This window comes from Hymenobacter lapidiphilus (genome assembly GCF_003417065.2).
GTDB lineage: Bacteria > Bacteroidota > Bacteroidia > Cytophagales > Hymenobacteraceae > Hymenobacter.
This window is the reverse complement of record NZ_QVLT01000003.1, coordinates 1-22,260: the sequence shown is the minus strand read 5'-3', so window position 1 is coordinate 22,260 and position 22,260 is coordinate 1. Positions and strand designations below refer to the sequence as shown.

Below are 22,260 nucleotides of genomic sequence, written 5' to 3'. Positions count from 1 at the left end.
CCTTCACCCGGTTGGGTGGGGGCTTTTGCTTTATAGTGAGGCGAAGGGCGTACTTTTGTGGTGGGCTGCTTCGTGCTGTCCGTTCCGCTTTGGCTTCCTTTCGCTTCGTCTTGCGTCTGTTATATTCTTTTGGTCTGCGTTTGTATGCGCTGCTGCTACAGCTGCTGAGCCCCTTTGTGCCCAAGGCTGCCGCCTGGACGGCCGGGCGGCGCGGGCTGCTGGGCCGCATACAGGGGCAGCTGCGCCAGGAAACGGCCCCACTGGTGTGGTTTCATTGCGCTTCGCTGGGTGAGTTCGAGCAGGGCCGCCCCCTCATGGAAGCCTACCGGGCCGAACATCCTGAGCATAAGCTGGTGCTCACCTTTTTCTCGCCCTCGGGCTACGAAGTGCGCCACAACTGGCCCGGAGCCGATTACGTGTTTTACCTGCCGCTCGATACGGGCGCCAATGCCCGGGCTTTTCTGGATGCGGTGCAGCCCCGGCTGGCCGTGTTCGTGAAGTACGAGTTCTGGTACTACTTTCTGCGTGAACTGCAGCGCCGGGCAATTCCGGCCATCTGCGTATCGGCTATTTTCCGGCCCGAACAAGTGTTTTTCCATCCTTGGGGTGGCTTTTTTCGCCGTATCCTGAGCTTCTTCACGCATATCTTCACCCAGAACCAAGCCTCGGCCGAACTGCTGCGCGGTGCCGGCCTGAGTGGGGTGAGCGTAGCCGGCGACACCCGCTTCGATACGGTGGTGCGTACCGCCTCAGCCCCGCCCCGCCACCTGCCCCTGATCGAAGCCTTCACCGACGACTGGTGCCCGGTGCTGATTGTGGGCAGCAGCTGGGCCGAAGATATAGCCGTTCTTACGCCGCTGCTGCTGAAATACCAGCAGGAGTTGCGCTTTATTGTGGCTCCGCACGAAATAACCGAGGCCAACCTGCGCCGGGTTGAGGCCACGCTGCCCGGCCAGGTGGTACGCTACTCGCAGGCTAAGACGGCTACCGTGGCGCAGGCCCGGCTGCTGCTCATCGACAACGTGGGGCTGCTGAGTTCCCTGTACCGCTTCGGCCACTTCGCCTACATTGGCGGGGCTTTCGGCAAGGGCCTGCACAACACACTCGAAGCCGCCGCCTTTGGCTTACCACTGTTTTTTGGCCCCACCTACCACAAGTTTCAGGAAGCCCAGGACCTCGTGGAGTTGGGGTGCGCCTTCCCCGTAACTTCAACCGACGAGCTGCTGAAGGCCTTCGGACTCCTTTATTACCGCGAAGAAGCCCGACTGCAGGTGCAGGACCAAAGCCTCGACTACGTGCACGACCACAGCGGCGCTACCCGCAAAATTATGGGTTGGGTGCAGGGCGAGCCGGTGAAATAAAGCAGGTGGCGCCGGGCCTCCAGCACGCCTGATGTGCAGGAGGCCCGCTGGCGTCAGCGCATAACCCGCTCCGGCCTTGTTTCCTTACTACCCCAAATGTCTTTTGCCATCAGCCGCTTACCCTGTGCCAGCACACCCGGCGCCCGTCAAATTCTACCTATGATAACCACCTCAACATTTCTCTGGGCATGACCGGAATCATTGTCAGATCGACCGGCTCGTGGTATGTGGTGCGCGAAATCAGCACTGGGCTGTTCCACCACTGCCGGCTGCGGGGCAAGTTCAAAAACCAGGGCCTGAAAGTGAGCAACCCGCTGGCCGTGGGCGACGAGGTGGAGTTTACGGTAGAAGAACAGACCGAGGGCGCGGGCGTCATTCACCACATTGCGCCGCGCCGCAACTACATCATCCGCCGCTCGGTACACAAAACCGAGCATGCCCACATCGTGGCCGCCAACCTCGACCAGGCCCTGCTGGTGGTAACACTGGCCTCGCCGGCCACCTCGTTCGGCTTCATCGACCGGTTTCTGGTAACGGCCGAGGCTTACCACATTTCCACCACGCTCATCTTCAACAAAACCGACCTCTACGACGACGACCTCAACGACTATCAGGGCCAGATTCAGCAGCTGTATGAGCGCCTGGGCTACCCCGGCCTGCGCTGCTCGGCTCACACCGGCGAGGGTCTGGAAGATGTTGATGCCCTGCTCGATGGGAAGGTGTCGCTGCTCTCGGGCCACTCGGGCGTGGGTAAAAGCACGCTCATCAACGCCCTGGTGCCCGACCTCGACCTGAAGACGGCTGAAATCAGCCAGTTTTCTGATAAAGGTGTGCACACCACCACCTACGCCGAAATGCTCGAAGTACGCCCTGGCACTTACCTCATCGATACGCCCGGCATCAAGGAGCTGGGCCTCGTGGACATGAAAGCCGGCGAGTTGGCCCATTATTTCCCCGAAATGCGCGCCCTGCTGAACCAGTGCCGCTACCACAACTGCCAGCACCTGCACGAGCCCGGCTGCGCCGTGCGCGAAGCCGTAGACGAGGGCCGCATTGCCCTCCCCCGCTACGACAGCTATGTAAGCATGCAGCAGGCGGACGATAACAGGAAGTAGAACGGGTAGGGTGCGGGGCTTGCCCCCGCCCGCCGTTGACCGAATCTGGCAGAACCGTTCAACGGCGGGCGGGGGCAAGCCCCGCACCCTACCCGTTCTTCGGCATAGCACGCTAACGAAAAGCGCCAACCCATTACGGATTGGCGCTTTTTTATGTAAACTGCCAGAACGAAAGCTAACAGCTCTCAACTAACAACTCCAAATTTAAACGTCCAGCTTGGCGTACTTGGCGTTCTTCTCAATGAAGTCGCGGCGGGGGGCTACCTCGTCGCCCATCAGCATCGAGAACAGGTGGTCGGCTTCGGCGGCGGAGTCCACGTTTACCTGCTTGAGCGAGCGGGTGGAGGGCTGCATGGTGGTGCTCCAGAGCTGCTCGGCGTTCATCTCGCCCAGACCCTTGTAGCGCTGCACGTTTACGGTTTCGGGCTTACCCCGGCCCAGTTCTTCCTGGGCGGCCACGCGCTCTTCCTCGGTCCAGCAGTAGCGCTCCTCCTTGCCTTTCTTCACGAGGTAGAGCGGCGGCAGGGCGATGTAGATGTAGCCCTTATCCACTAATTCGCGCATGTAGCGGAAGAAGAAGGTCAGAATCAGCGTCCGGATGTGGGAGCCGTCGATGTCGGCGTCGGTCATGATGATGACCTTGTGGTAGCGTAGCTTTTTGATGTTGAGCGCCTTGGAATCGGCCTCAATGCCGTTCTCCGGATCGGCGGCCACCCCGAAGCTCACGCCCAGGGCCGTAATCATGTTCCGGATTTCCTCGTTTTCCAGAATGCGGTGCTCCTGGGCCTTCTCCACGTTGAGAATCTTACCTCGCAGCGGCAGAATAGCCTGGAAGGCCCGGTTGCGGCCCTGCTTGGCAGTTCCACCGGCCGAGTCACCTTCCACCAGGTAAATCTCACAGATGGCGGGGTCCGACTCGGAGCAGTCGGCCAGCTTGCCGGGCAGCGAGGTGGAGCCGAGCACCGACTTGCGCTGCACCATTTCGCGGGCCTTTTTGGCGGCAATCCGGGCCTTGGCAGCCAGAATTACTTTCTCCACGATGATGCCGGCTTCCTTAGGGTTCTCCTCCAGGTACTGGGCCAGAATCTCGCCCACCGCGGTGTTCACCGCACCGTTCACCTCGTTGTTACCCAACTTGGCTTTGGTCTGGCCCTCGAACTGGGGCTCCTGCACCTTCACCGAAATAACGGCCGTCAGACCCTCGCGGAAGTCCTCGCCCGAGATTTCCACCTTGGCCTTCTCCAGCTTGCCCGACTTGTCGGCGTAGGCCTTGAGCGTGCGCGTGAGGGCCGAGCGGAAGCCGGCCACGTGGGTACCGCCCTCGTGGGTATTGATGTTGTTGACGTAGGAGAAAATGTTCTCCTGGTACGAATCGTTGTACTGCAGGGCCACCTCCACCGGCGTGTTGCCCTTCTCGCTGATTACGTGAATGGGGGCCGGCATCAGGGCATGGCGCTCCGTGCCGTCGAGGTACTGCACGAACTCGGCCAGGCCGCCCGTCGAGTAAAATTCCTCACCACGAAACTCGGCCCCGTTTTCGCCGGGCTCGCGGCGGTCGGTAAGCGTGATGCGAATACCGCTGTTCAGGTACGACAGCTCGCGCAGGCGGCCAGCAATGGTGACGTACTTGTACACACTCTCGGTGAAGATGCTGTCGTCGGGCAGGAATTCCACCTGGGTGCCGTGCTCGTCGGTGGTCCCGATTTCGCGCACTGGGTACTGCGGAATGCCGATTTTGTACTCCTGCTCGTACATTTTACCGTTGCGGCGCACGGTTACTTTCAGGTCCTGGCTGAGCGCGTTCACGCAGCTCACGCCCACGCCGTGCAGGCCGCCCGATACTTTGTAAGAGTCCTTATCAAACTTGCCGCCGGCGTGCAGCACGGTCATCACCACTTCGAGGGCCGAGCGGCCTTCCTTCTCGTGGAAATCGACGGGAATGCCGCGGCCGTTGTCGCGGACGGTAACGGAGTTGTTTTCGTTGATGGTAACGTGGATCGTGTCGCAGTGGCCGGCCAGGGCTTCGTCGATGGAGTTATCGACCACTTCCCACACCAGATGGTGCAGGCCTCTAATGCCAGTGTCGCCGATGTACATCGACGGGCGTTTGCGCACGGCTTCGAGCCCTTCGAGTACCTGAATGCTATTGGCCGAGTACTCGGCGGGGGCTACTTTTTCAGTGATTTCGCTCATGTGTCAGAGGGGGTTCAGCGCGAAGTGCGTAAGTAGGCAAAGATACCGAAAAAATCCGGTTTTTGCCAGCGCCGGGGCCGGTTTCGTGTGGTAGCAAGGGGCCAAAAAAAGCCCGGCCTACGGGGACGGAAGCCAGGCTTTTTATTGGATTAGAACCAGTGCTACTGGACCTGTGCCCGCAGCTGACTTACGCCACTGCCCGACTCCAGCCGCACCTGATAAATGCCGGATTTCTCGCCGCTCAGGTCAAGCTTGGTTTCGGTCCCGCGCGAGATGTCGAAGGTGCGACGCTGCACCTGGCGGCCCAGCACATCGAACACCGTGAGCGTAGCTGCCCCGGTGTGGGCCGCTGCGGGCCACTGCACCCGGAACTGCCCGTTGGCGCTGGGGTTGGGGCTGAGGCTGGCGCCCAACACCAACGTAGACCCGCGGGCACTCAGCACGGGGCTGGTTAGCTTGTTGGCGCCCGTTCCGGTAGCCGATATGTTCCCGCTCCACACAGCTGTAGGGCTGGCGGCATCCACGAACAGGTGGTCGATTGTGCTTTCCAGCCGGATCCAGGTCTTGCCGTTATCCTGGCTGTATGATGAGCCTTGGTCGCCGTTGCCCAAGTCGAGGCCCACCGACAGGTAGTTGCCGTTGCCCGGTACCCGAACCAGGCCAAAACCGTGCAGCGGGCCGGTATAGGTAAGCCGGGTCCAGGTAGCACCGCCGTCGGCACTGCTGAAGAGTTCGTGCTGTGTATCGTTGACCGAGGGTATCACTGCCAGTCCGTTCAGCTCGTCGCGGAAGGCGAGGGTGCTTACCGGGTCGCCGGAAGGGACTATCTGCTTGGCTACCTGCCAGGTTACCCCCCGGTCTTTCGACCGGAAGATGTCGCCTTCGTTGTTGGGAAACCAAATGGAATTACCAACCGCGGCAACCGGAGAGTAGGTGCCGTATTCGCCGGCGGTGCCGGTAGGTACGTTGGCCGAGCGGGTCCAGGTGGCGCCGCCGTCGGAGGTGTAATAAATTTCCAGGCCCCCGCCGTTGCGCCCGTCCACGTCACCCATCACCATGCCATTGGTGGCATTGAAGAAGTATACCGAGTTAGGGTAGCTGTTGGCCTCGCTGAACATGACAGCCGTGGACTGCACCACCCAGGTAAGACCCCCATCGGTGGTCTTGAACACCCGGCCACCGCCACTAGCGGTGCGGAAGGTCGATACCCACGCGGTAGTGGCACTAATGGCCGATATACTGGTAAGCGTTTCGGAACTGCCGATGCCCGTTACCTGCCGTACTGTCCAATTCTGCCCCCCATTAACGGTGAGGGCAACCTGGTTGGTGCGCACATTGGCCGCAGAGGGCGCCAGCAGCGCGCTCGACATAGCCCAGGCCGTGTTGGCATCAATGGCATCGGTGTAGGCCGCTGCAGCCTGCGGCTGCGCGAAGCTAAACGGCTGGGTTACCCACTGGGCCTGCGCAGTGGCAGTAGTCAGCAATAAACCGGCAACGAGTTGTACAACTATTTTCATATTGAAAAGGGAAAAAGGTGGAATTAAGGAGTGAAATAAAATGGCAGTTTCAGACGGATTGCTTTCGGGATGGGGCCGCCTGCCGGGCAAACGAGCTATACTTAACTAGGCTTCAATATAGTTGTATTTAGATGAAATCACCCGCTAATCCCCCACCGCTTCTGCTGCCATTCAGCCGTGTTCTGTGCCTGCCCGGTCTCGCTAAAATGCACACGCCCGCTGTGGCAGCAGGCGTGTGGCATTTTAGTGAGACCGGGATTCGGGGTAATGAGCCCGGAAGCACCGGGACGTTACGGACAGGCTTTTAAAACGGCGGCGGTCCGTCGTCGAAGTTGCTGCGCGGGAAGGGTTGGGCCGGCGGCGGCGAGTCGTTGTTGATGCGCGAGCCCAGGCGGATGGTGTTGGGGGCGAAACCGGACTGGTCGTCGTCGAAAGTGCTGGTAGGGAAGGAACTGGGGTTGAAGCCATCATCGAAGCCGCCGGCGCCGTCGAGGTCGGCGAACTTGGTGAACTTACCGATGAACTTGAGCTGCACGGTTTCCAGGGAGCCGTTCCGGTGCTTGGCGATGATAACCTCGCCCGTGCCTTGGGTGGGGTTGCCCATCTCGTCCTCCGTAATTTTGTAGTACTCGGGGCGGTAGAGGAAGATTACCATGTCGGCATCCTGCTCGATGGAGCCCGATTCACGCAGGTCACTGAGCTGGGGCTTCTTGTCGCCGCCGCGGGTTTCCACCGAGCGCGAGAGCTGCGAGAGGGCCAGTACGGGCACGTTCAGCTCCTTGGCAATGCCCTTGAGCGCCCGCGAGATACTGGCAATTTCCTGCTCACGGTTGCCAGCGCCCTTGCCGTCGGTGTTGCCGGTCATCAACTGCAGATAGTCGATGATAATCATCGAAATATCGTGGTGGGCCTTAAGGCGGCGGCACTTGGTGCGTAGCTCCCGGATGCTGAGGCCGGGCGTATCGTCGATGTAAATTGGGGCCGACGAGAGGTTGGATATCTTGTGGTTGAGCTGGGCCCACTCGTGGTCGGCCAGGTTGCCCTTCTTGATTTTCTCCGAATCCAGCTCCGCCTCGGCCGAAATCAGACGATTCACAAGCTGCAGCGACGACATTTCGAGCGAGAAGATGGCCACGGGCTTCTTGAACTCGACCGCCGCATTACGCATGGCCGACACCACAAAAGCCGTGTTGTGGGTCACAGTGCAGTCGGCCAGCAGAAACAGCCGGTTGCCGTCGATGCTGAAGCCGTAGTAGTCGTCTTCCTTGTCGAATTCGACCGAAATGCCGGTCATGCGCCAATCGACCACCGAAGCCCAGGGCTGGGCCTTTTTGCGGGCCACGCGCACCGGCACACAGTTGATGTCGCCGTAGATACGGACGCGGTACACCTCGCTCTCGTAGCCGATAGCGCTGATGGCGGCCCGCTTTTTCTTCAGCGAGGTGCGGAAGCCTAGCGAGTCGGCCAGAAACTTGATCTGTCGGGCCAGGCGGTGGTTTTTCTGGGTGATTTCGTAGCCGTTACTCACCGGGTCGAGGTGGCCATCGGAGTCGATAAGGCTGGCCAGCAGGAGCAGGCGATTTTCGCGGCTGTTGCTCAGGTACTGCTGCGGAATATGCTTGTCGCCGAGTACGCCCAGCTGGCGCAGCTCATCCTGCACCGAATACTGCGCGATGCTACCACCCTGCCGGCCCCGGGTAATGCCGTAGCTGTTGCAGCGGTTTTCAGCTACGCCCACCGTCACCTGCATATCCAGCGCGGCGGCGTATTCGTGCAGGTAATCGATGATTTCCGGATCCTGACCCGTGATGCGGCAGTTATCGGAAGACCCGTCGCCCAGCCACAGGCCCAAAAAATATGGATCTAGGGGTACTTGCTGCGCCGCATATTCCACGGGAACCTTATAGCCCTTGTAGTTCGAGCGGAACTTGGGGCTTTTCTGCAGCCAGTCGCGCACTTCGATGTTGAGCACGTCGCCGTGGCGGTGCGGACCCTCGGTGCGGCTGCGCTTGAGCGAGAGAATGTGGCTTTCGTTGACGCGGTAGGCCTCGCCCTTATTCTGGCGCACCCAGTACATGTTTTCGCGGCCCCGGGCAATGTTGAGCACTCGACGCGGGGTTGAGTCGTCGCCCATCAGCAGCTCGCCTTCGCGCACGTCTTCCACGTTGCGCAGCGTGCCGTCGAACATGAGCACTTTGGTACCCTTGCCCAGACACTTGCCCATGCCCGGTCGAGCGGCAATTATCACTAGGTCAGAGTTTTGCCAGCCGCTCGTTACCCTATCCAGAGCAGAGAAGCCCGAGGGCACACCAGTGAGGCCGTCCTTTTGGTCCTTCTTTTCTTCGAGTTCCTTGATGGCCTTGCCCATCAGGCTGCGCATGTCGTCGAAGTTTTTGCGGATATTCGACTCCGACACTTCAAACAGGGCCTGCTCAGTGGAGTCGAGCAGGTTGAATACGTCGGTGGTGTCCTCGAAGGCGTCGCGCTGGATGGTGCTGGCAATGTTGATGAGCTCCCGCTTGATGGCGTTTTCGGTGATGATGCGGGAGTGATACTCGATGTTGGCCGCTGAATTGACCTTGAACGTGAGCTGGGCCACGTAGTGGGTGCCGCCGGCCGACTCCAGCTCGCCCATCTCGCGCAGCTCGTGCGTGACGGTGAGAATGTCAATCGGCTCCGACTTATCGAACAGGTTCAGGATGGCTTTGAAGATGCGCTGGTGGCCATCTTTGTAGAAGCTCTGGGGCTTGAGGATGTCGATGACGGTAGTCAGGGCATCTTTTTCGAGCATGAGCGCCCCAAGTACGGCCGCCTCCAGCTCCAGCGCCTGGGGTGGCAGCTTACCCGCCGGCCCGCCCTGGGGCAGGTGGGCTGGGCGGCTGTTCCAGGCCGCTTTAGCCCTCGAACCTGCTTGCTTGAGGCGGTCATCCATCCGATCGTTCATCTAAAATAATACACTACAAGGTAAGCACACCGGACGAGTTTCGCGACGGGTATTTTCGCGGCCGGCTTCCCGGCCCAACGCAGCTGTCCGGCCAAAGGGCTACAAAGCTAACGGCTGGGCTTTACAATCCGGGAACAGGGATAAAGGTTTCTTTGAGTTCAGAGGTTGGGGTTGAGCGTCATTCAGAGCGCAGCGAAGAATCTCGCTCGGCTAAGCCCAACTTCCAGCCCCCAAAACCCCAAATTACTACCTTTGCCGCCCTCACTCCTGCTGTCTCTATGACTTCTGCTGCTCCTTCTTCGCTCTATCGCCTGCACCTGATTGCCACTGGCGGCAGCATTATGCACAACCTAGCGCTGGCCCTGCACCGGCGCGGGGCCCACGTAACGGGCTCCGACGACGAAATATTTGAACCCGCCAAAAGCCGGCTGGCCGCCGCCGGGCTGCTGCCCGAAGCCGAAGGCTGGTTTCCGAAGAAAATTACGGCCGACCTCGACGCCGTGATTGTGGGCATGCACGCCCGCCCCGACAACCCCGAGCTGCTGCGGGCGCAGGAGCTGGGCCTGCGGGTGTACTCGTTTCCGGAGTTCATCTACGAGGCCTCGAAGGACAAGCAGCGCATCGTAATCGGGGGCTCGCATGGTAAAACCAGCATTACCTCGCTTATCCTGCACGTGCTGCGCTACCACGGCCGCAAGTTCGATTACGCTGTCGGGGCCCAGCTGGAGGGCTTCGAGCTGATGGTACAGCTTACCGACGACGCGCCCATTATCATTATTGAGGGCGACGAGTACCTGGCCTCCCCCATCGACCGGCGACCCAAGTTCCACCTCTACCAGCACCACATCGGTGTTATTTCGGGCATCAGCTGGGACCACATCAACGTGTTCCCGACCGAGGAAATCTACCGCGAGCAGTTCCGGATCTTCGCCGAGATGACGCCCAAGGCCGGGGTGCTGATTTATGACCGCGACGACGAGCAGACCCAGCTGGTAACCGTGCCCAGCTCCCCCGACGTGAAGTACATCGGCTACGGGCCCCACGAAAACGTAGTGCGCGACGGCCAGACTTTTCTGGTGACGAAAAAGGATGAGGAAGTGCCGGTGAAGATATTCGGGGAGCACAACCTGCGCAATATTTCGGCGGCCAAGGAGGTGTGCAAGCAGCTCGGTATCAAGGGCAAGGAGTTTTATGAGGCGCTGGGCTCGTTTAAGGGCGCGGCGCGGCGGCTGGAGCTGGTGCGCGAGGGCGAGGGGTCGGTGGTGTACAAGGACTTTGCCCACGCCCCGAGCAAGCTAAAGGCCACGGCCACGGCCTTCAAGAAGCAGTTTCCAAAGCGGCGGCTGGTGGCCTGCCTGGAACTGCACACGTTCAGCTCGCTCAACCCCGAGTTCCTGCCCCAGTACGCCCACACCTTCGATGCGCCCGATGTGGCCGTGGTATACTTCAACCCGGCCGTGCTGGCCCACAAGCGCCTGCCGGCCCTGCCGCCCGAAGCGGTGCAGGCCGCTTTCCAGCGCCCCGACCTGCGCGTGTTCACCGACAGCCGCGAGCTGGCCGACTTCCTGCACGCCCAGAACTGGGCCGACACCAACCTGCTGATGATGTCGTCGGGCACCTTCGACGGGCTGGATCTGGCCCGGCTGGCCGAGGAGGTGGTACGGTAGGATGCGGGGCTTGGCCCCGCCCCTACACCGGGCAAGAGGCCCAACCGTTGGCGTTCTGTACCACGCACAAAAAAGCGCCGGCCACACAAGTGGCCGCGCTTTTGGTAGCATCCGGAATGAGCGGAATGTCTTTTGGTTACTTAGCCAGGGGCAGAATAACGCCGTCGATAACGTGGGTTACGCCGTTGCTCGAAATAACGTCGGCTACCTGTACGGTGGCGGGAGCGTCTTTGCCGTTGCCAACCATTACTACGCCATCCTTCACCATTACTTTCAGCTTCTCACCGTTCACGGTGGTCAGCTCCTGGCCGTCCTTCAGGTCCTGGGCCACAATGCGGCCGGGGATGACGTGGTAGGTGAGTACGGCCGCCAGCTTGTCTTTGCTTTCGGGCTTGAGCAGGCCGGCCAGAGCGCCGTTGGGCAGCTTGTCGAAGGCGGCGTTGGTGGGGGCGAATACCGTGAACGGACCGGGGCCGCTAAGCGTGCCATCGAGGCCGGCGGCCTGCACGGCTTTCACGAGGGTGCTTACGCTGGTGGCCATTACGGCATTCTGCACGATGGTATTGCTGGGCAACATGGCTACGCCATCTACCATTACGCCCTCGGGCTTGCCCATGCGCGCGTCGTCGGCCATCATAGCCGTCGAGTCGACGGTGGTGATAGTGGTGCTGTCAACAACCACGTCGTGTTTTCGGTGGTGGTATCGCCGCAGCTGGCCAAACCAAAGCTGAGGGAGCCGGCGGCCAGCAGGGCCAGGGTAGAGGAACGCAGAATCTTGTGCATGAAAAGAGAAAAAAGGGAAAGAGAAGAACTGCCACCACCATCCGGCGGGGCGTGCGAAGCTACGAACCAAAGGTGAATCCGGATGTTTGGCCGGCTGCTAAATTCCTACCTTTGCCTGCCGCCGCAACCCCGGCCGGCCGGGGGCGTAAGGCCCCTCAGATTTTCCTTCCACTTACTGTTTCCATTTCTCATTTCCACAGCCAACACCATGAAAACTGCCGAAATCCACACCAGCAAGGGCGTTATGAAGGTTGAGTTCTACGAGCAGGACGCGCCGAAAACTGTTAAGAACTTCACCGACCTGGCCGAAAAAGGCTTCTACGACGGCCTCAAGTTTCACCGCGTAATTCCCAACTTCGTGATTCAGGGCGGTTGCCCCAACTCGCGCGACGGCGCCAAGGGCAGCCCCGGCACCGGCGGCCCGGGCTACAAAATCGACTGTGAGCTGAACGGTGACCACCAGTACCACGAGCGCGGCGCCCTGAGCATGGCCCACGCCGGCCGCAACACCGGCGGCTCGCAGTTCTTCATCGTGCACTCGCGCGACAACACCGCCCACCTCGACCGCAACCACACCGTGTTCGGCAAAGTGGTAGAGGGCCTCGACATCATCGAGCAGATCAAAGCCGACGACGAAATCGAGAAAATTGTCGTGAGCGAGCAGGCCTAGCCTAGCCGCCCAACCCGCTCTAAGAAGCCTCCGTCAGCCTCGGCCGACGGAGGCTTTTTTGCGGACCGGCTGCTTGGGTTGCAAATCCGCCGTGAGGGGCGCGTAAACCCAAGGACCACGGTGTTATTACCTGTGCCTTTTACTTTCTTCAACATGAAGATTCCTTTCAATACCCGCTTACTCCCATGTTATGTGCTCGGGGCAGCCCTGCTGCTGGGTGGCATCAGCTGCGCCGCCTTCAAGTCCGATATGGATTCGAGCAACCCCGTAATAGCGGCTCAGGCCCAGCGCATCAGCGACATCCGCAACCAAATCAAAAACCAGGAGCGGCTGGTAGACACCGAGAAAGCCAAGCTGAAGTCGTTGGAGTACCAGCCCAAGAGCGCCGAGCAGGAGCTCAAGGCCCGCAAGCTGTAATTGCTAAAGCCCGCGCCCGGAAATCCAAAGGGTAAGCAAGCATACATATAAGTAAGGCGTTGTACTTTATTATTCGTTTCCAAAAAACAAGGCACAACACCGTGCTCACCTCAAACGCGCGCACCAATCGGTACGCGGGGCGTTTGAGGTGTCAGCCGTTATTACCACGTTATGCCATGTCGGACGAGGTAAGATGCGGGGGCTTCGCTTCGCTGTTCTTCCGTTGCCCCCGCCTGCCCGGCAGCTCCGCCAGCCTACTCGGGTTGGCTCCGGCGGCAGGCTTCCAAAGCGCATCAGGCAACGAGGCTGTTTACGAAGTCGTCGATGTCGAAAGCTCGCCTCCTTACCCATTGCTGCCGTAATCATGCCGCAGGAGGCGCTCCAGGCTTATTCCCTGGGTTTTGAGCGCGTGGTCTATGTTGACCATGATGTAGTTGTCATCCAGCACCGCGAAGCGGATGGCAACGGCTTGGTAGTGCGGGCGCAGTTGCGGGTCGGGTAGGTCGGACACGGCTTGCAGGGCGGTATGGACCACCCGCGGTACGGCATCGTGCAGGCCGGTGATGAAGGTGGTGAGGTACTGCGCCTTGTTCGGCAGCTTAGCCAGCGCGTGCAGGGCGGTGATGCGCTGCTGCTGGTCGGGGCTGGCGGCGAAGGGTAGCAGCAACGGGCCGTAGTCGGTACCGGTTTCTTGCAGCACGTAAGTGGCGAAGTCCAGCGTTTGCGTATCCTGAATGCGGTCGAGGTTGGCCGCAATAACGGGAAGCCAGTCGGCGCTGTGGCTTTTGGCGTACCATACCACGCTTTGCAGCACACCCAACAGGTTATCGGGCACGAGAGCCAGCAGGCGCGGCCGGCCCTGGGCGTAGTCGAAGCGTAGCAGCAGCTGGGCCAGCAGCAGCCGGAGGCGGGCGTCATCCCCTGGCTCGTAGGCGGCCAGGGCTTGCAGCACGGGCGGGCTCAACTGCTTCTTGCCCTTTAGCCCCACCACACATTCGGCCCGCACGCTGGCTTCGGTGGTGGTTTGGAACAGGTGCAGCAGCGCCGCTTCCGGCCCGCCCCGGTTGTAGCCGAACCAGCCCGCTTGCTCATCCGCTATTACTTCATCAAGCCAGCGTTCATACCAGTCCAGAAAATTGGCCTCGTAGGCAAAACCGGGTAAGTAACGTTCCCAGCTAACGTTGACCACGCGGCCGGCAAAGGGGCCGTTGAGCACCAAGGCGTGGTAGTTGGCGCAGCCTTGGTCGCCCAGGGGTAACAGGCCGGCATACAATTCCCCCATCGCCCGCTCAAAGGCCTCGTCCGCCATGTCCTGCTCCTCTTCAATGGCGCGGGTCAGCTCTTTCCACTGCGCGTCCGTCATGCCCGGTTGCAGGCGGCAGGGCTGACGCAGGTACTGCGCCGGGTCGTCCACCAGCCCATTTAGCCCGTGCCCCAACGGGTAGATGCCATAGAACGGCCCCGCCCCGCCGTTGCCCACCTCGCGCATAAAGCAGCGGTAAGCCTCGGGCAGCCGGATGCCATAATCGGCCTCTACTTGTTGCAACGCCGCTTCCGCAACTGGCTCCTGCAACTGATAATGATGACTGTCTGCCCCAAATACCTTTAGATCGGTATCAGCCGCACGGGCAGCAGGCAGCTTGGCCTTGATGCGGGCAATCTGGGCGGCATAATGATCCGTTTCTAAGTGGCTAATCATTCGTGGTAGCAGAAAAAAAGAAGGTCGTGAAGAGACTATTTTAGGCAACTTTTTTTTAACGACGCAAAAAACGGTTTACCCAATCCTTATCCCACTGCCGTTCCGGGGAAGGGAGCTATGGATTTAAGATACACAGCAAAACGCCCCGCGCACCAATCGGTACGCGGGGCGCCAGGCTCCCCCTCTCCCAGAGGAGAGGGGGCCGGGGGGTGAGATGCTACCGGCGGCGGCCGCGCTGGGGCTTTTCCTCTTCGTCGTCCTCGTCTTCGTCGTCATCTTCGCCGAAGCTGGGCATGGTGAACATCGACGAGAGCAGGTCCTTGAACTGGGCGCCGGCGGTGAGGCGGTTGCGCGAAATCAGGCTGTACTCTGAAAGACCATGGAGCAGGAACTCCATCAGGAAGTAGGTGGCTTCGGCGTCCTCGTTGGGGTGCAGCTCGGTTACGATGTCGCGCAGGCCGGGCACTTGGTCGAGGGCGGCGCGGTAATCGGTCGTGCTCAGGTCGTGGAGCAGGTCTACGGTGTGGCCGCTGCCAAACCACTCCTGCACCGTTTTGTAAGGCGAGGGGCGGCCTTTGAGCTTCTTAGCCTTGTCGGGGTCGGGGAAGTAGTTGAGGAACAGCGTGCGGATGGCCTTGCCCATGAGCTTCTCGGCCACGATGCCGGCTCCCTCCTGCTCGCCCTCGTACACCAGCTCCACCTTGCCCGTAACGGCCGGCACGGCAGTAATAAAGTCGCTCACGCGCACGTACGTGGTCTTTTCGCCATTCACCAGCGCCCGGCGCTCAGCCCCGGCCACTACCTGCTCGAATGCCGAGATGGTGAGGCGGGCCGATACGCCGCTCTTGGCATCGACGAACTCGGAGCCGCGGGCCTCAATGGCCACCTGCTCCACCAAGTCAGATACGATGTCGTTCAGCGTTACCATGCCCCGCTGCGCCGGCTTGATGCGGGCTTCCTGCTGGGTGATGCGCTTGCCGATTTCGATGCTCTTGGGGTAGTGGGTGATGATCTGGGCGTCAATCCGGTCCTTGAGGGGCGTGACGATGGAGCCACGGTTGGTGTAGTCCTCGGGGTTGGCCGTGAACACGAACTGCAGATCCAGCGGCAGCCGCACCTTGAAACCCCGAATCTGGATGTCGCCTTCTTGCAAAATATTGAACAGCGACACCTGGATGCGGGCCTGCAGGTCGGGCAGCTCGTTGATGACAAAAATGCCCCGGTGCGCCCTTGGAATGAGTCCGAAGTGAATCACGCGCTCATCGGAATACGGCAGCTTGAGCGTGGCGGCCTTGATGGGGTCGGCGTCGCCAATCAGGTCGGCCACCGATACGTCGGGCGTCGCCAGCTTCTCGGTGTAGCGGTCGGCGCGCGGCAGCCAGGAAACGGGCGTATCGTCGCCTTTCTCGGCTAGCAGGTTCTTGGCGAACACGCTCAGCGGCTGCAGCGGGTCGTCGTTCAGCTCCGAGCCTGCTACCATGGGCACGTACTCATCGAGCAGGCCAATGAGCAGACGGGCAATGCGGGTTTTGGCCTGACCGCGCAAACCCAGTAAGTTGATGTGGTGGCCGGCCAGAATAGCGCGCTGCAGCTCCGGAATCACCGTTTCTTCGTAGCCGAAGATGCCGGGAAACACGTCTTCACCGCTTTGCAGCTTTTTAATAAGGTTGTCGCGCAGCTCGGTTTTAACGGAGCGGGGCTGATAGCCGGATTTTTTGAGGGCCCCGAGGGTGGTTATCTTCTGAAGTTGGTCAGCGGAAAGCGAATCGTAAGCGGGCATATATGGGGAGTAGTGGAATGTTCTGAATTGTAGAGACGCGTCTTCGCGTCTTGGCATTGAACGGGGGCGTAAGGTTCGCCCGGAATCGATGAACGGGTCGTTCAACGCCGAGACGCGAAGGGTCGCGTCTCTACATCCGCTCGGTTTACAGGCTCTTGCGGCGGTTTTTCTTGTAGTCCTCAAAAATCAGGTGGCCCAGGCCCTTGAGGCTGGAGTAGTAGGCCTTGCCCTGGTTCACCTCGGTAAACTCCTCCACGAAGCGCTTCAAATACGGGTCGTCGGCAATCATGAAGGTGGTGATGGGCACTTTGAGGCGGCGGGCGGCGGCGGCCAGGTTCAGGGTTTTGTTGATGACTTTGCGGTCGAGGCCGAACGAGTTTTTGTAGTAGCCGCCAGCTTCTTTCAGGCAGGTGGGCTTACCATCGGTAATCATAAAGATTTGCTTATTGGACGTTTTGCGCTTGCGCAGCAGGTCGAGGGCCAGCTCCAGGCCGGCCACGGTGTTGGTGTGATAAGGGCCCACCTGCAGGTAGGGCAGCTCCTTCACCTCAATCTGCCAGGCATCGTTGCCGAACACGATGACGTCGAGAAAATCCTTGGGGTACTTCTGCTTCACGAGCTCGGCCAGGGCCATCGCCACCTTTTTGGCGGGCGTGATGCGGTCTTCGCCGTACAGAATCATCGAGTGCGAGATGTCGATCATGAGCACCGTGCTGGTCTGGGTCTTGTGCTCGTTCTCGCGCACCTCCAGGTCGCCTTCGGTCAGCATGAAGTCGTCGCCGCTGCCGATGCCATGGTTGAGCTGGGCGTTGCGGATGCTCTCGGTCATGGAAATCTGGTCGAGCGAGTCGCCGAACCGGAATTCGCGCATGTCGGTGCTCTGCTCGTCGCCCTGGCCGGTGTGGGGCGTGCGGTGGTTGCCGGTGCCCGATTTCTTGAGCTTGCCGAAGATTTCTTCCAGCGCCGACTTACGGATTTTCTGCTCACTCTTGGCCGTAATCTCGAAGGAACCGGGCTCCTGGGCATTCTCATCGATGTAGCCCTTCTTCTTGAGGTCTTCGATGAAGTTGCCCATGCCGTAACCATCGTCGGTCAGACCGTACTGCTTGTCCAGCTCGTTGAGCCACGAAAGGGCCTCACCCACGTCGCCGCTGGTGATGGTAACGAGCTGCATGAATATTTTAAACAGGGAGTCGAAGCCCTTATCAGTCGTTTCTTCGGGCACGTAATCCCGGAATCGGAAGCCTGCGGACATAGAAATTAATCGGGAGAGGTAAAGCGGAGCTTATCCGCACTAGGCCCAACACGGCCCAGCGGCGGAATGTTTCTTGGGGCCGAAAGGAGCGGGAATACTGGGCAGAAGAACGTTTATGCTGATGTTGTTACGAAATAAACAGTCATGCTGAGCGCAGCCGAAGCATCTCTACCGCTTCGTTGCAATCACAGAGAAGCGGTAGAGATGCTTCGGCTGCGCTCAGCATGACGTTTTGGGTTTTCTCTCGTCTCATTCTTCCCTCTCCTTACCCACGCCACGCCAAGGCCCGCACCAGCGCTGTGCGGGCCGCCTTCAGCTGGCGCACGGGCCAGGGCAGCCGGTTTAGCGAGACGCTCAGAAATGGGGTTTCCGTGGAGCCGAAGCTGGCGTAGAACCGGTCGAGGCTGGGCACCTGGGGCGACTCGAAATCGAAGCGCAGCGGCTGGCCGGCGTAGCGTTGCAGCAGCGCATCCACAATCACCGAAATAGCCCGCTGCTCCTTGCCCAGCCGGCTGGAGCTGTTGAACAGGTAAATGAGCTGGCCATTGAATTTCCACAGCAGCACGGCCGCTACCACCTCGCCGGCCGGGGTGCGGGCCTGCCACAGCTCAGCCATTCCGTGCTGGTGGGCGGCGGCGTACAGCGCCCGCAGCAGCGGATACTCGTAGGCCTCACCCAGCAGCCCGGCAATGTTGGCGGCCGTGTTTTCCGCAAACAGCCGAATCATCGTTTCCAATGCTTCCGGCCCGGCCACCGCCTCCACGCGCAGACCATGGGGCTGAGCCTGACGCAACTGCCGGCGGCGGCTGGCATGGTAGCCGGCAGCCAGCTGCGGGTAGTCGGGCCGTAGGTCTATATAATAGGTGTGGCGAGTGGTCGCCCCAAAGTCCGCCAGCACCGGCGCATCGGCGCTCAGCAGCCCCGTATTGGCGGTGTTGAAAGCATAGCGGGTGATAAAGCGAAACTCGCGCTGCAGCAGCGCCCCAATTTGCTGCCAGTCGGCGGGCGTGGGTGCCTCTTGGCTGAACAGGCCCAGCTGCTGCGTGAACACCGGCTGGCGCAGGAAGCGGAAACCGAATTTCGAGTGTACCGGCAGCGGCAGCCCAGCCACGTAACGGCCCTGCGCGTCGTGCTTTACCAGCGCGGCCCAGCCCGGCGACACAATATCGAGGTACCAGCTGAGCGCGTATATCAGGCCGTTGGGGTCGGCGGTAATCAGCGCATCCCATTGGGAACGGTTAAGGCTCTCGGGGCCGACGTAGCGGAACATGGCGGGAAGCACGGGTTTCAGCAGTAGCTAAACATCCGGCAAAGATGCACGTTTAGCAATATCGGCACTGCGGCCCAGTTTCCGGCGGCCGTCGTTTTACCTGTCTGCCCTCAATTCTCACGCATATGAAAGCTATCTGGAACAATACCGTCGTTGCTGAGAGCAACGATACTGTAGTAGTGGAAAACAACCACTATTTCCCCATCGACTCCATTAAGCAGGAGTATTTCGAAGACAGTATTGCCCACACCAGCTGCCCCTGGAAAGGCCGGGCCAGCTACTACTCGCTACGGGTGAATGGCGAACTGAACAAGGATGCCGTTTGGTTCTACCCTGAGCCGAAGGAAGCCGCCAACCACATCCAAGGGCGGGTGGCCTTCTGGAAGGGCGTGCGGGTAGAGGCCTGAGCCGTTGCCGAACTGCCCGGACCGGTACCAGAACGGATGGTTCGGGTTGCCAGACTCCCAGACAAGCAGAAAAATACAACTCAATCTTTGTACATTGCGTTTAATCGGTCAAAATCCTCTCCCGGATAGCTCCCAGTGCCGGCAACCGCCGGAGCCATACTTGCATCTTCCCTAATTTTTCACCTATGCGTATTTCTTCTCTTTCCTATTTGCTGCTGGCGGCCGGCGTTGCCTCTTCTGCCCTGTCGGCCTGCGATTCTACGCGCCAGGTAGCTACTACCGAGTCATCGTCGAGCCCCCTGCCCTCCACTCCCGCCATCGATGAAGGCGACGTTACATTCTCTCAGGAAGCAACTCAGGGCGAGTACCGCTTCCAGGTGAAAACTTTCGGCTCGGATGCCTCACGCGTTATCAGCATCCGCTCCTACCGTGGCTCTTCGCTCACCACCGACCCCATCCGCACGTCGGTAACGGGGGCCGTTACGAGCGTTATGGCGGCCGATATGAACGGCAACGGCAAGCCCGAGCTATACGTGATGACCGATAACAAGAAAGCGAACGGCGGCCTCTATGGCTTCGAGTTCAACGAGCGGGGCTATGCTCCTATCTCGATGCCCGGCACGCCTGCCGGCCAGCCCGGTTCGGGTTACATGGGCCAGGACACCTACCAGATCAGCGGTAATAAGCTCATGCGCACTTTCCCCATCACGCCCGCCGATGGCTCGGCCTCAACTGGCAGCCGCACCGTAGAGTACACCCTCGATGGTACCGGCAAGCTGGTAATGGGCCAGTCGATGGACCGCTAGAGCTTAGAGCTTAGAAAATATATAAAAAGTCCCCGCTGTGGTTACGGCGGGGATTTTTATGTTGTTGCAATTCGGGGTGGGCCTGTTCGGCCCGGCCGCCTGGCAGTGGCATTGCCGTGGCTAGTCAATCCACTTAAACTTGTACTCCAGACGCGGGATGGGCATGCGGTCGGCCACGCGGCGCAGGCGGTTGGGCAATGCCACTACATAGTCGCGGGCCTTTTCGGCAGCCGGGTTCAAGCCAGTCATCCCTTCAATTTTCCACTCCTGAATGAGCGTGTCGAGAATTTCGGTGTAGTCGTGGCTGGTGTACACCCCCAGGCGCTGGGCGGCGTCGGTGAAGTGGCCGAAGGTTTTACCCATCTCCACGCCCATCTCGCGCATGTAGTGGGCCGGCATCACAATCTTCTTGCGCATCATATCCTCGAAGGCCAGCATCATTTCGGATGGATCGACTTCGAAAATCTTCTCCACGAAGGTTTTGTACACGCGGGCGTGGCGGTTTTCATCGCCCGCAATCATGCCGCAGAGGCGGGAAAGTTGGTCGTCGCCGGCGGTGCGGGCCAGCTGGCCTACCCGGCGGTGCGAGATATTAGTGGCCATTTCCTGGTACGAAGTGTACACGAAGGCGCGGTAGGGGTCGTGGGCAGTGCCCAAGTCGAAGCCGTCGTTGATTAGGTAATGGGTGCTGATTTCAAACTCGCGCATATTTACGCGGCCCGTAAGGTACAGGTAGCGGTTGAGCAGGTCGCCGTGGCGGTTTTCCTCCGACGTCCAGCCCCGGATCCACTGGGCCCAGCCGTTGTTGGGGTCGCGGTTAAGGTCATCGAGCTGATGAAACCAGGCCTCATAGTTGGGCAGGGCCTCTTCGGTGATGGTGTCGCCGATGAGCACGGCCAACAGGTCGTAGCTGAGTCCCTGGGCCCGCTCGCGCAACAGCTTCACTTCGTCGAAGAAGGTATCCTGACGCGAATCGGGCAGAAAGTCGGCGGGCTGCCAGCTGGTTTCTACGCTCTTGAGAAACGTGCCCATATTTTCTTTCAGGAAACCCTCCATACTCTGGAGTACTTCACTACGGGTGGTAACGGAGGCAGTAATCATGGCGAATGGGAGAGTGAGGGAGTACGGTAAAAAGCTAAAGATATGTACTTACTACACCTCAGCTGTCAAATACCTTCCTTTCGGGCTATACAAAATTATGGCCTCCCTGCAGGGTTTAAGCCGATACAGCTTGGTTTATAGCGCCTTACTGCGGACTCCGGCAGCCGTGTGGCAACCGGCCTGAGCCGGCAGCCCGACCCGCTGGCAGCCAGCCGGGCATTAACCAGCCGGGCCCCGCCGGGCGTCAGCAGCCAGGCCACATCGGCCCGCGTGGCAAGCCGGGCCAAGGCTGGCCCAAAGACCCGGGTACCGGCAAGCGCCGCCAGCAGCTGCGACTGCGCGGGGCTGTAGCTGGGCCAGCCGGCCAGCATGAGCACCTGTTTTGGCCCCGGCGGCCAGAGCACCGGCGCGAAGGGCGAGTTCGACTTGTACGTAGCCGCCAAGCCATCGGTAACCAGCACGGCGCTGCGGCCGGCAGCGGCCAGTAGCCTACGCTGCTGCTGCTCGTTGGCAGCCCGCTCCTGCCTCAGTATGTGGCGCCGATGAGTGGTTTTGTAGGCGTAGGCGCCGGTTGACAGCAGCAGCGCCAGCCCTGCCAGGTAGTGGCTTGTGCCGGCCACTGGCGGGCGGCGCGGCAGCAGGCCCCGACGCACCATAAAAATCAGGTTGGCCAGCAGCCAGAAATCGAGGAGCGGCAGGGCGGCGCGGGGCGGCAGCTTCAGCAGCGTGCCCAGCCCCAGCAGCAGCCCGATAAAGCCGGCCTGCACGAGCCAGAACAACCGCTGGCCCACCGGCCGGCGGCGGCCCACTACCAGGCCCGACAGCCCCAGCAACAGCAGCAGCGGAAAGTAGTCGCGCCCTAGCCCCTTCAGGGTGCGGCCAAACTTGGCCGGGGCCGTGCGGCGTAGAAACTCGGCGGGCCGGGCCCGTACCAGCCGCCCGAAAAAGGCTTCGCCGGTAAGCGTGGAGTCGGAGTACATCCAGCTGCGGGCAGCCGCCAGGGCGAGGCGGTCGGTGGGGTTGAGCACGCGGGTGGCGGGCGGCGCGGTGGTCAGGCGGTAATCGTTGAAAGAGGCCACCTGCGTATCGAAACGGCGGTAGGCGGCAGCCTTTTCGCCCTGGCCCACCACCAGGGCCAACGCCCCCACCAGCAGCAGTTGGCCGGCCAGCACGCCCAGCCCTCGACCATCACGTAGTGTTGCGGCCCCTGGGCAACGTGGTGTACCTGCTGCCACCCTACTGCACCACCGATGCGGAGCTGGAGCTACTCTACGC

At 60.6% G+C, this 22,260-nt stretch carries 17 protein-coding genes; 7 read left to right on the top strand and 10 right to left on the bottom strand.

Annotated features, from left to right (window positions below):
* Window positions 1–110 precede the first annotated feature (110 nt).
* Together D0N36_RS02265 and rsgA are read left to right on the top strand one after the other, a co-directional pair.
* Entirely contained in the window at window positions 111–1,361 is a 1,251-nt protein-coding gene (locus D0N36_RS02265; protein ID WP_116939431.1) for a 3-deoxy-D-manno-octulosonic acid transferase, read from the top strand.
* 188 nt (window positions 1,362–1,549) lie between these two features.
* Window positions 1,550–2,476 carry a ribosome small subunit-dependent GTPase A gene (rsgA, locus tag D0N36_RS02260; RefSeq protein ID WP_116939430.1) on the top strand — a complete coding sequence of 309 codons (927 nt, stop codon included), beginning with the start codon at window positions 1,550–1,552 and terminating at the stop codon, window positions 2,474–2,476.
* Window positions 2,477–2,680: 204 nt separating this feature from the next.
* Here the strand turns inward: rsgA and gyrB are convergent, their stop codons facing one another.
* The 3 genes from gyrB to dnaB form a co-directional block, all read right to left on the bottom strand.
* The gene (gyrB, locus tag D0N36_RS02255; protein ID WP_116939429.1) at window positions 2,681–4,669 is read right to left on the bottom strand and encodes a DNA topoisomerase (ATP-hydrolyzing) subunit B; all 1,989 of its coding nucleotides are present in this window, start codon (window positions 4,667–4,669) and stop codon (window positions 2,681–2,683) included.
* Between the two features lie 161 nt (window positions 4,670–4,830).
* Window positions 4,831–6,186 carry a T9SS type A sorting domain-containing protein gene (locus D0N36_RS02250; protein WP_116939428.1) on the bottom strand — a complete coding sequence of 452 codons (1,356 nt, stop codon included), beginning with the start codon at window positions 6,184–6,186 and terminating at the stop codon, window positions 4,831–4,833.
* A 304-nt stretch (window positions 6,187–6,490) separates the two neighbouring features.
* Window positions 6,491–9,118 carry a replicative DNA helicase gene (gene dnaB, locus D0N36_RS02245; protein WP_242478774.1) on the bottom strand — a complete coding sequence of 876 codons (2,628 nt, stop codon included), beginning with the start codon at window positions 9,116–9,118 and terminating at the stop codon, window positions 6,491–6,493.
* 290 nt (window positions 9,119–9,408) lie between these two features.
* Here dnaB and D0N36_RS02240 point away from each other — a divergent pair, with 290 nt between their 5' ends.
* Window positions 9,409–10,797: a UDP-N-acetylmuramate--L-alanine ligase gene (locus D0N36_RS02240; RefSeq protein ID WP_116939427.1), complete on the top strand. Its 1,389-nt coding sequence runs from the start codon at window positions 9,409–9,411 to the stop codon at window positions 10,795–10,797.
* 136 nt (window positions 10,798–10,933) lie between these two features.
* Here D0N36_RS02240 and D0N36_RS02235 read toward each other — a convergent pair whose 3' ends face one another.
* Window positions 10,934–11,479, bottom strand: a complete 546-nt coding sequence (locus D0N36_RS02235; protein WP_242478773.1) for a fasciclin domain-containing protein — start codon at window positions 11,477–11,479, stop codon at window positions 10,934–10,936.
* A gap of 309 nt (window positions 11,480–11,788) precedes the next feature.
* Here D0N36_RS02235 and D0N36_RS02230 point away from each other — a divergent pair, with 309 nt between their 5' ends.
* Complete coding sequence (locus D0N36_RS02230; protein WP_116939425.1) at window positions 11,789–12,250, top strand: peptidylprolyl isomerase; 462 nt, start codon at window positions 11,789–11,791, stop codon at window positions 12,248–12,250.
* A 153-nt stretch (window positions 12,251–12,403) separates the two neighbouring features.
* Window positions 12,404–12,667, top strand: a complete 264-nt coding sequence (locus tag D0N36_RS02225) for a hypothetical protein (RefSeq protein WP_116939424.1) — start codon at window positions 12,404–12,406, stop codon at window positions 12,665–12,667.
* A 343-nt stretch (window positions 12,668–13,010) separates the two neighbouring features.
* Here the strand turns inward: D0N36_RS02225 and D0N36_RS02220 are convergent, their stop codons facing one another.
* From D0N36_RS02220 to D0N36_RS02205, 4 genes are all read right to left on the bottom strand, one after another.
* Window positions 13,011–14,366 carry an SMI1/KNR4 family protein gene (locus D0N36_RS02220; protein ID WP_116939423.1) on the bottom strand — a complete coding sequence of 452 codons (1,356 nt, stop codon included), beginning with the start codon at window positions 14,364–14,366 and terminating at the stop codon, window positions 13,011–13,013.
* Window positions 14,367–14,583: 217 nt separating this feature from the next.
* A complete protein-coding gene (locus D0N36_RS02215; protein ID WP_116939422.1) occupies window positions 14,584–16,146 on the bottom strand; it encodes a sigma 54-interacting transcriptional regulator in 1,563 nt (520 codons plus the stop codon).
* A 145-nt stretch (window positions 16,147–16,291) separates the two neighbouring features.
* On the bottom strand, window positions 16,292–17,401 hold the full coding sequence (locus tag D0N36_RS02210; protein ID WP_116939421.1) for a vWA domain-containing protein: 1,110 nt from the start codon (window positions 17,399–17,401) through the stop codon (window positions 16,292–16,294).
* Between the two features lie 265 nt (window positions 17,402–17,666).
* Window positions 17,667–18,683 (bottom strand): GNAT family N-acetyltransferase, encoded by a 1,017-nt coding sequence (locus tag D0N36_RS02205; protein WP_147320713.1) that lies wholly within the window; start codon window positions 18,681–18,683, stop codon window positions 17,667–17,669.
* Between the two features lie 113 nt (window positions 18,684–18,796).
* Between D0N36_RS02205 and D0N36_RS02200 the strand changes: the two genes are divergently transcribed.
* Both D0N36_RS02200 and D0N36_RS02195 read left to right on the top strand, forming a co-directional pair.
* Window positions 18,797–19,078, top strand: coding sequence for a DUF427 domain-containing protein (locus tag D0N36_RS02200; protein ID WP_116939419.1), 282 nt, complete (start codon window positions 18,797–18,799; stop codon window positions 19,076–19,078).
* A 185-nt stretch (window positions 19,079–19,263) separates the two neighbouring features.
* Complete coding sequence (locus D0N36_RS02195; protein WP_147320712.1) at window positions 19,264–19,884, top strand: hypothetical protein; 621 nt, start codon at window positions 19,264–19,266, stop codon at window positions 19,882–19,884.
* A gap of 120 nt (window positions 19,885–20,004) precedes the next feature.
* Here the strand turns inward: D0N36_RS02195 and D0N36_RS02190 are convergent, their stop codons facing one another.
* Both D0N36_RS02190 and D0N36_RS02185 read right to left on the bottom strand, forming a co-directional pair.
* Window positions 20,005–20,985, bottom strand: a complete 981-nt coding sequence (locus D0N36_RS02190) for an acyl-ACP desaturase (protein ID WP_116939417.1) — start codon at window positions 20,983–20,985, stop codon at window positions 20,005–20,007.
* Between the two features lie 95 nt (window positions 20,986–21,080).
* Window positions 21,081–22,260: hypothetical protein (locus tag D0N36_RS02185; protein ID WP_207190715.1), on the bottom strand; the 1,180-nt coding region annotated here is incomplete at its 5' end.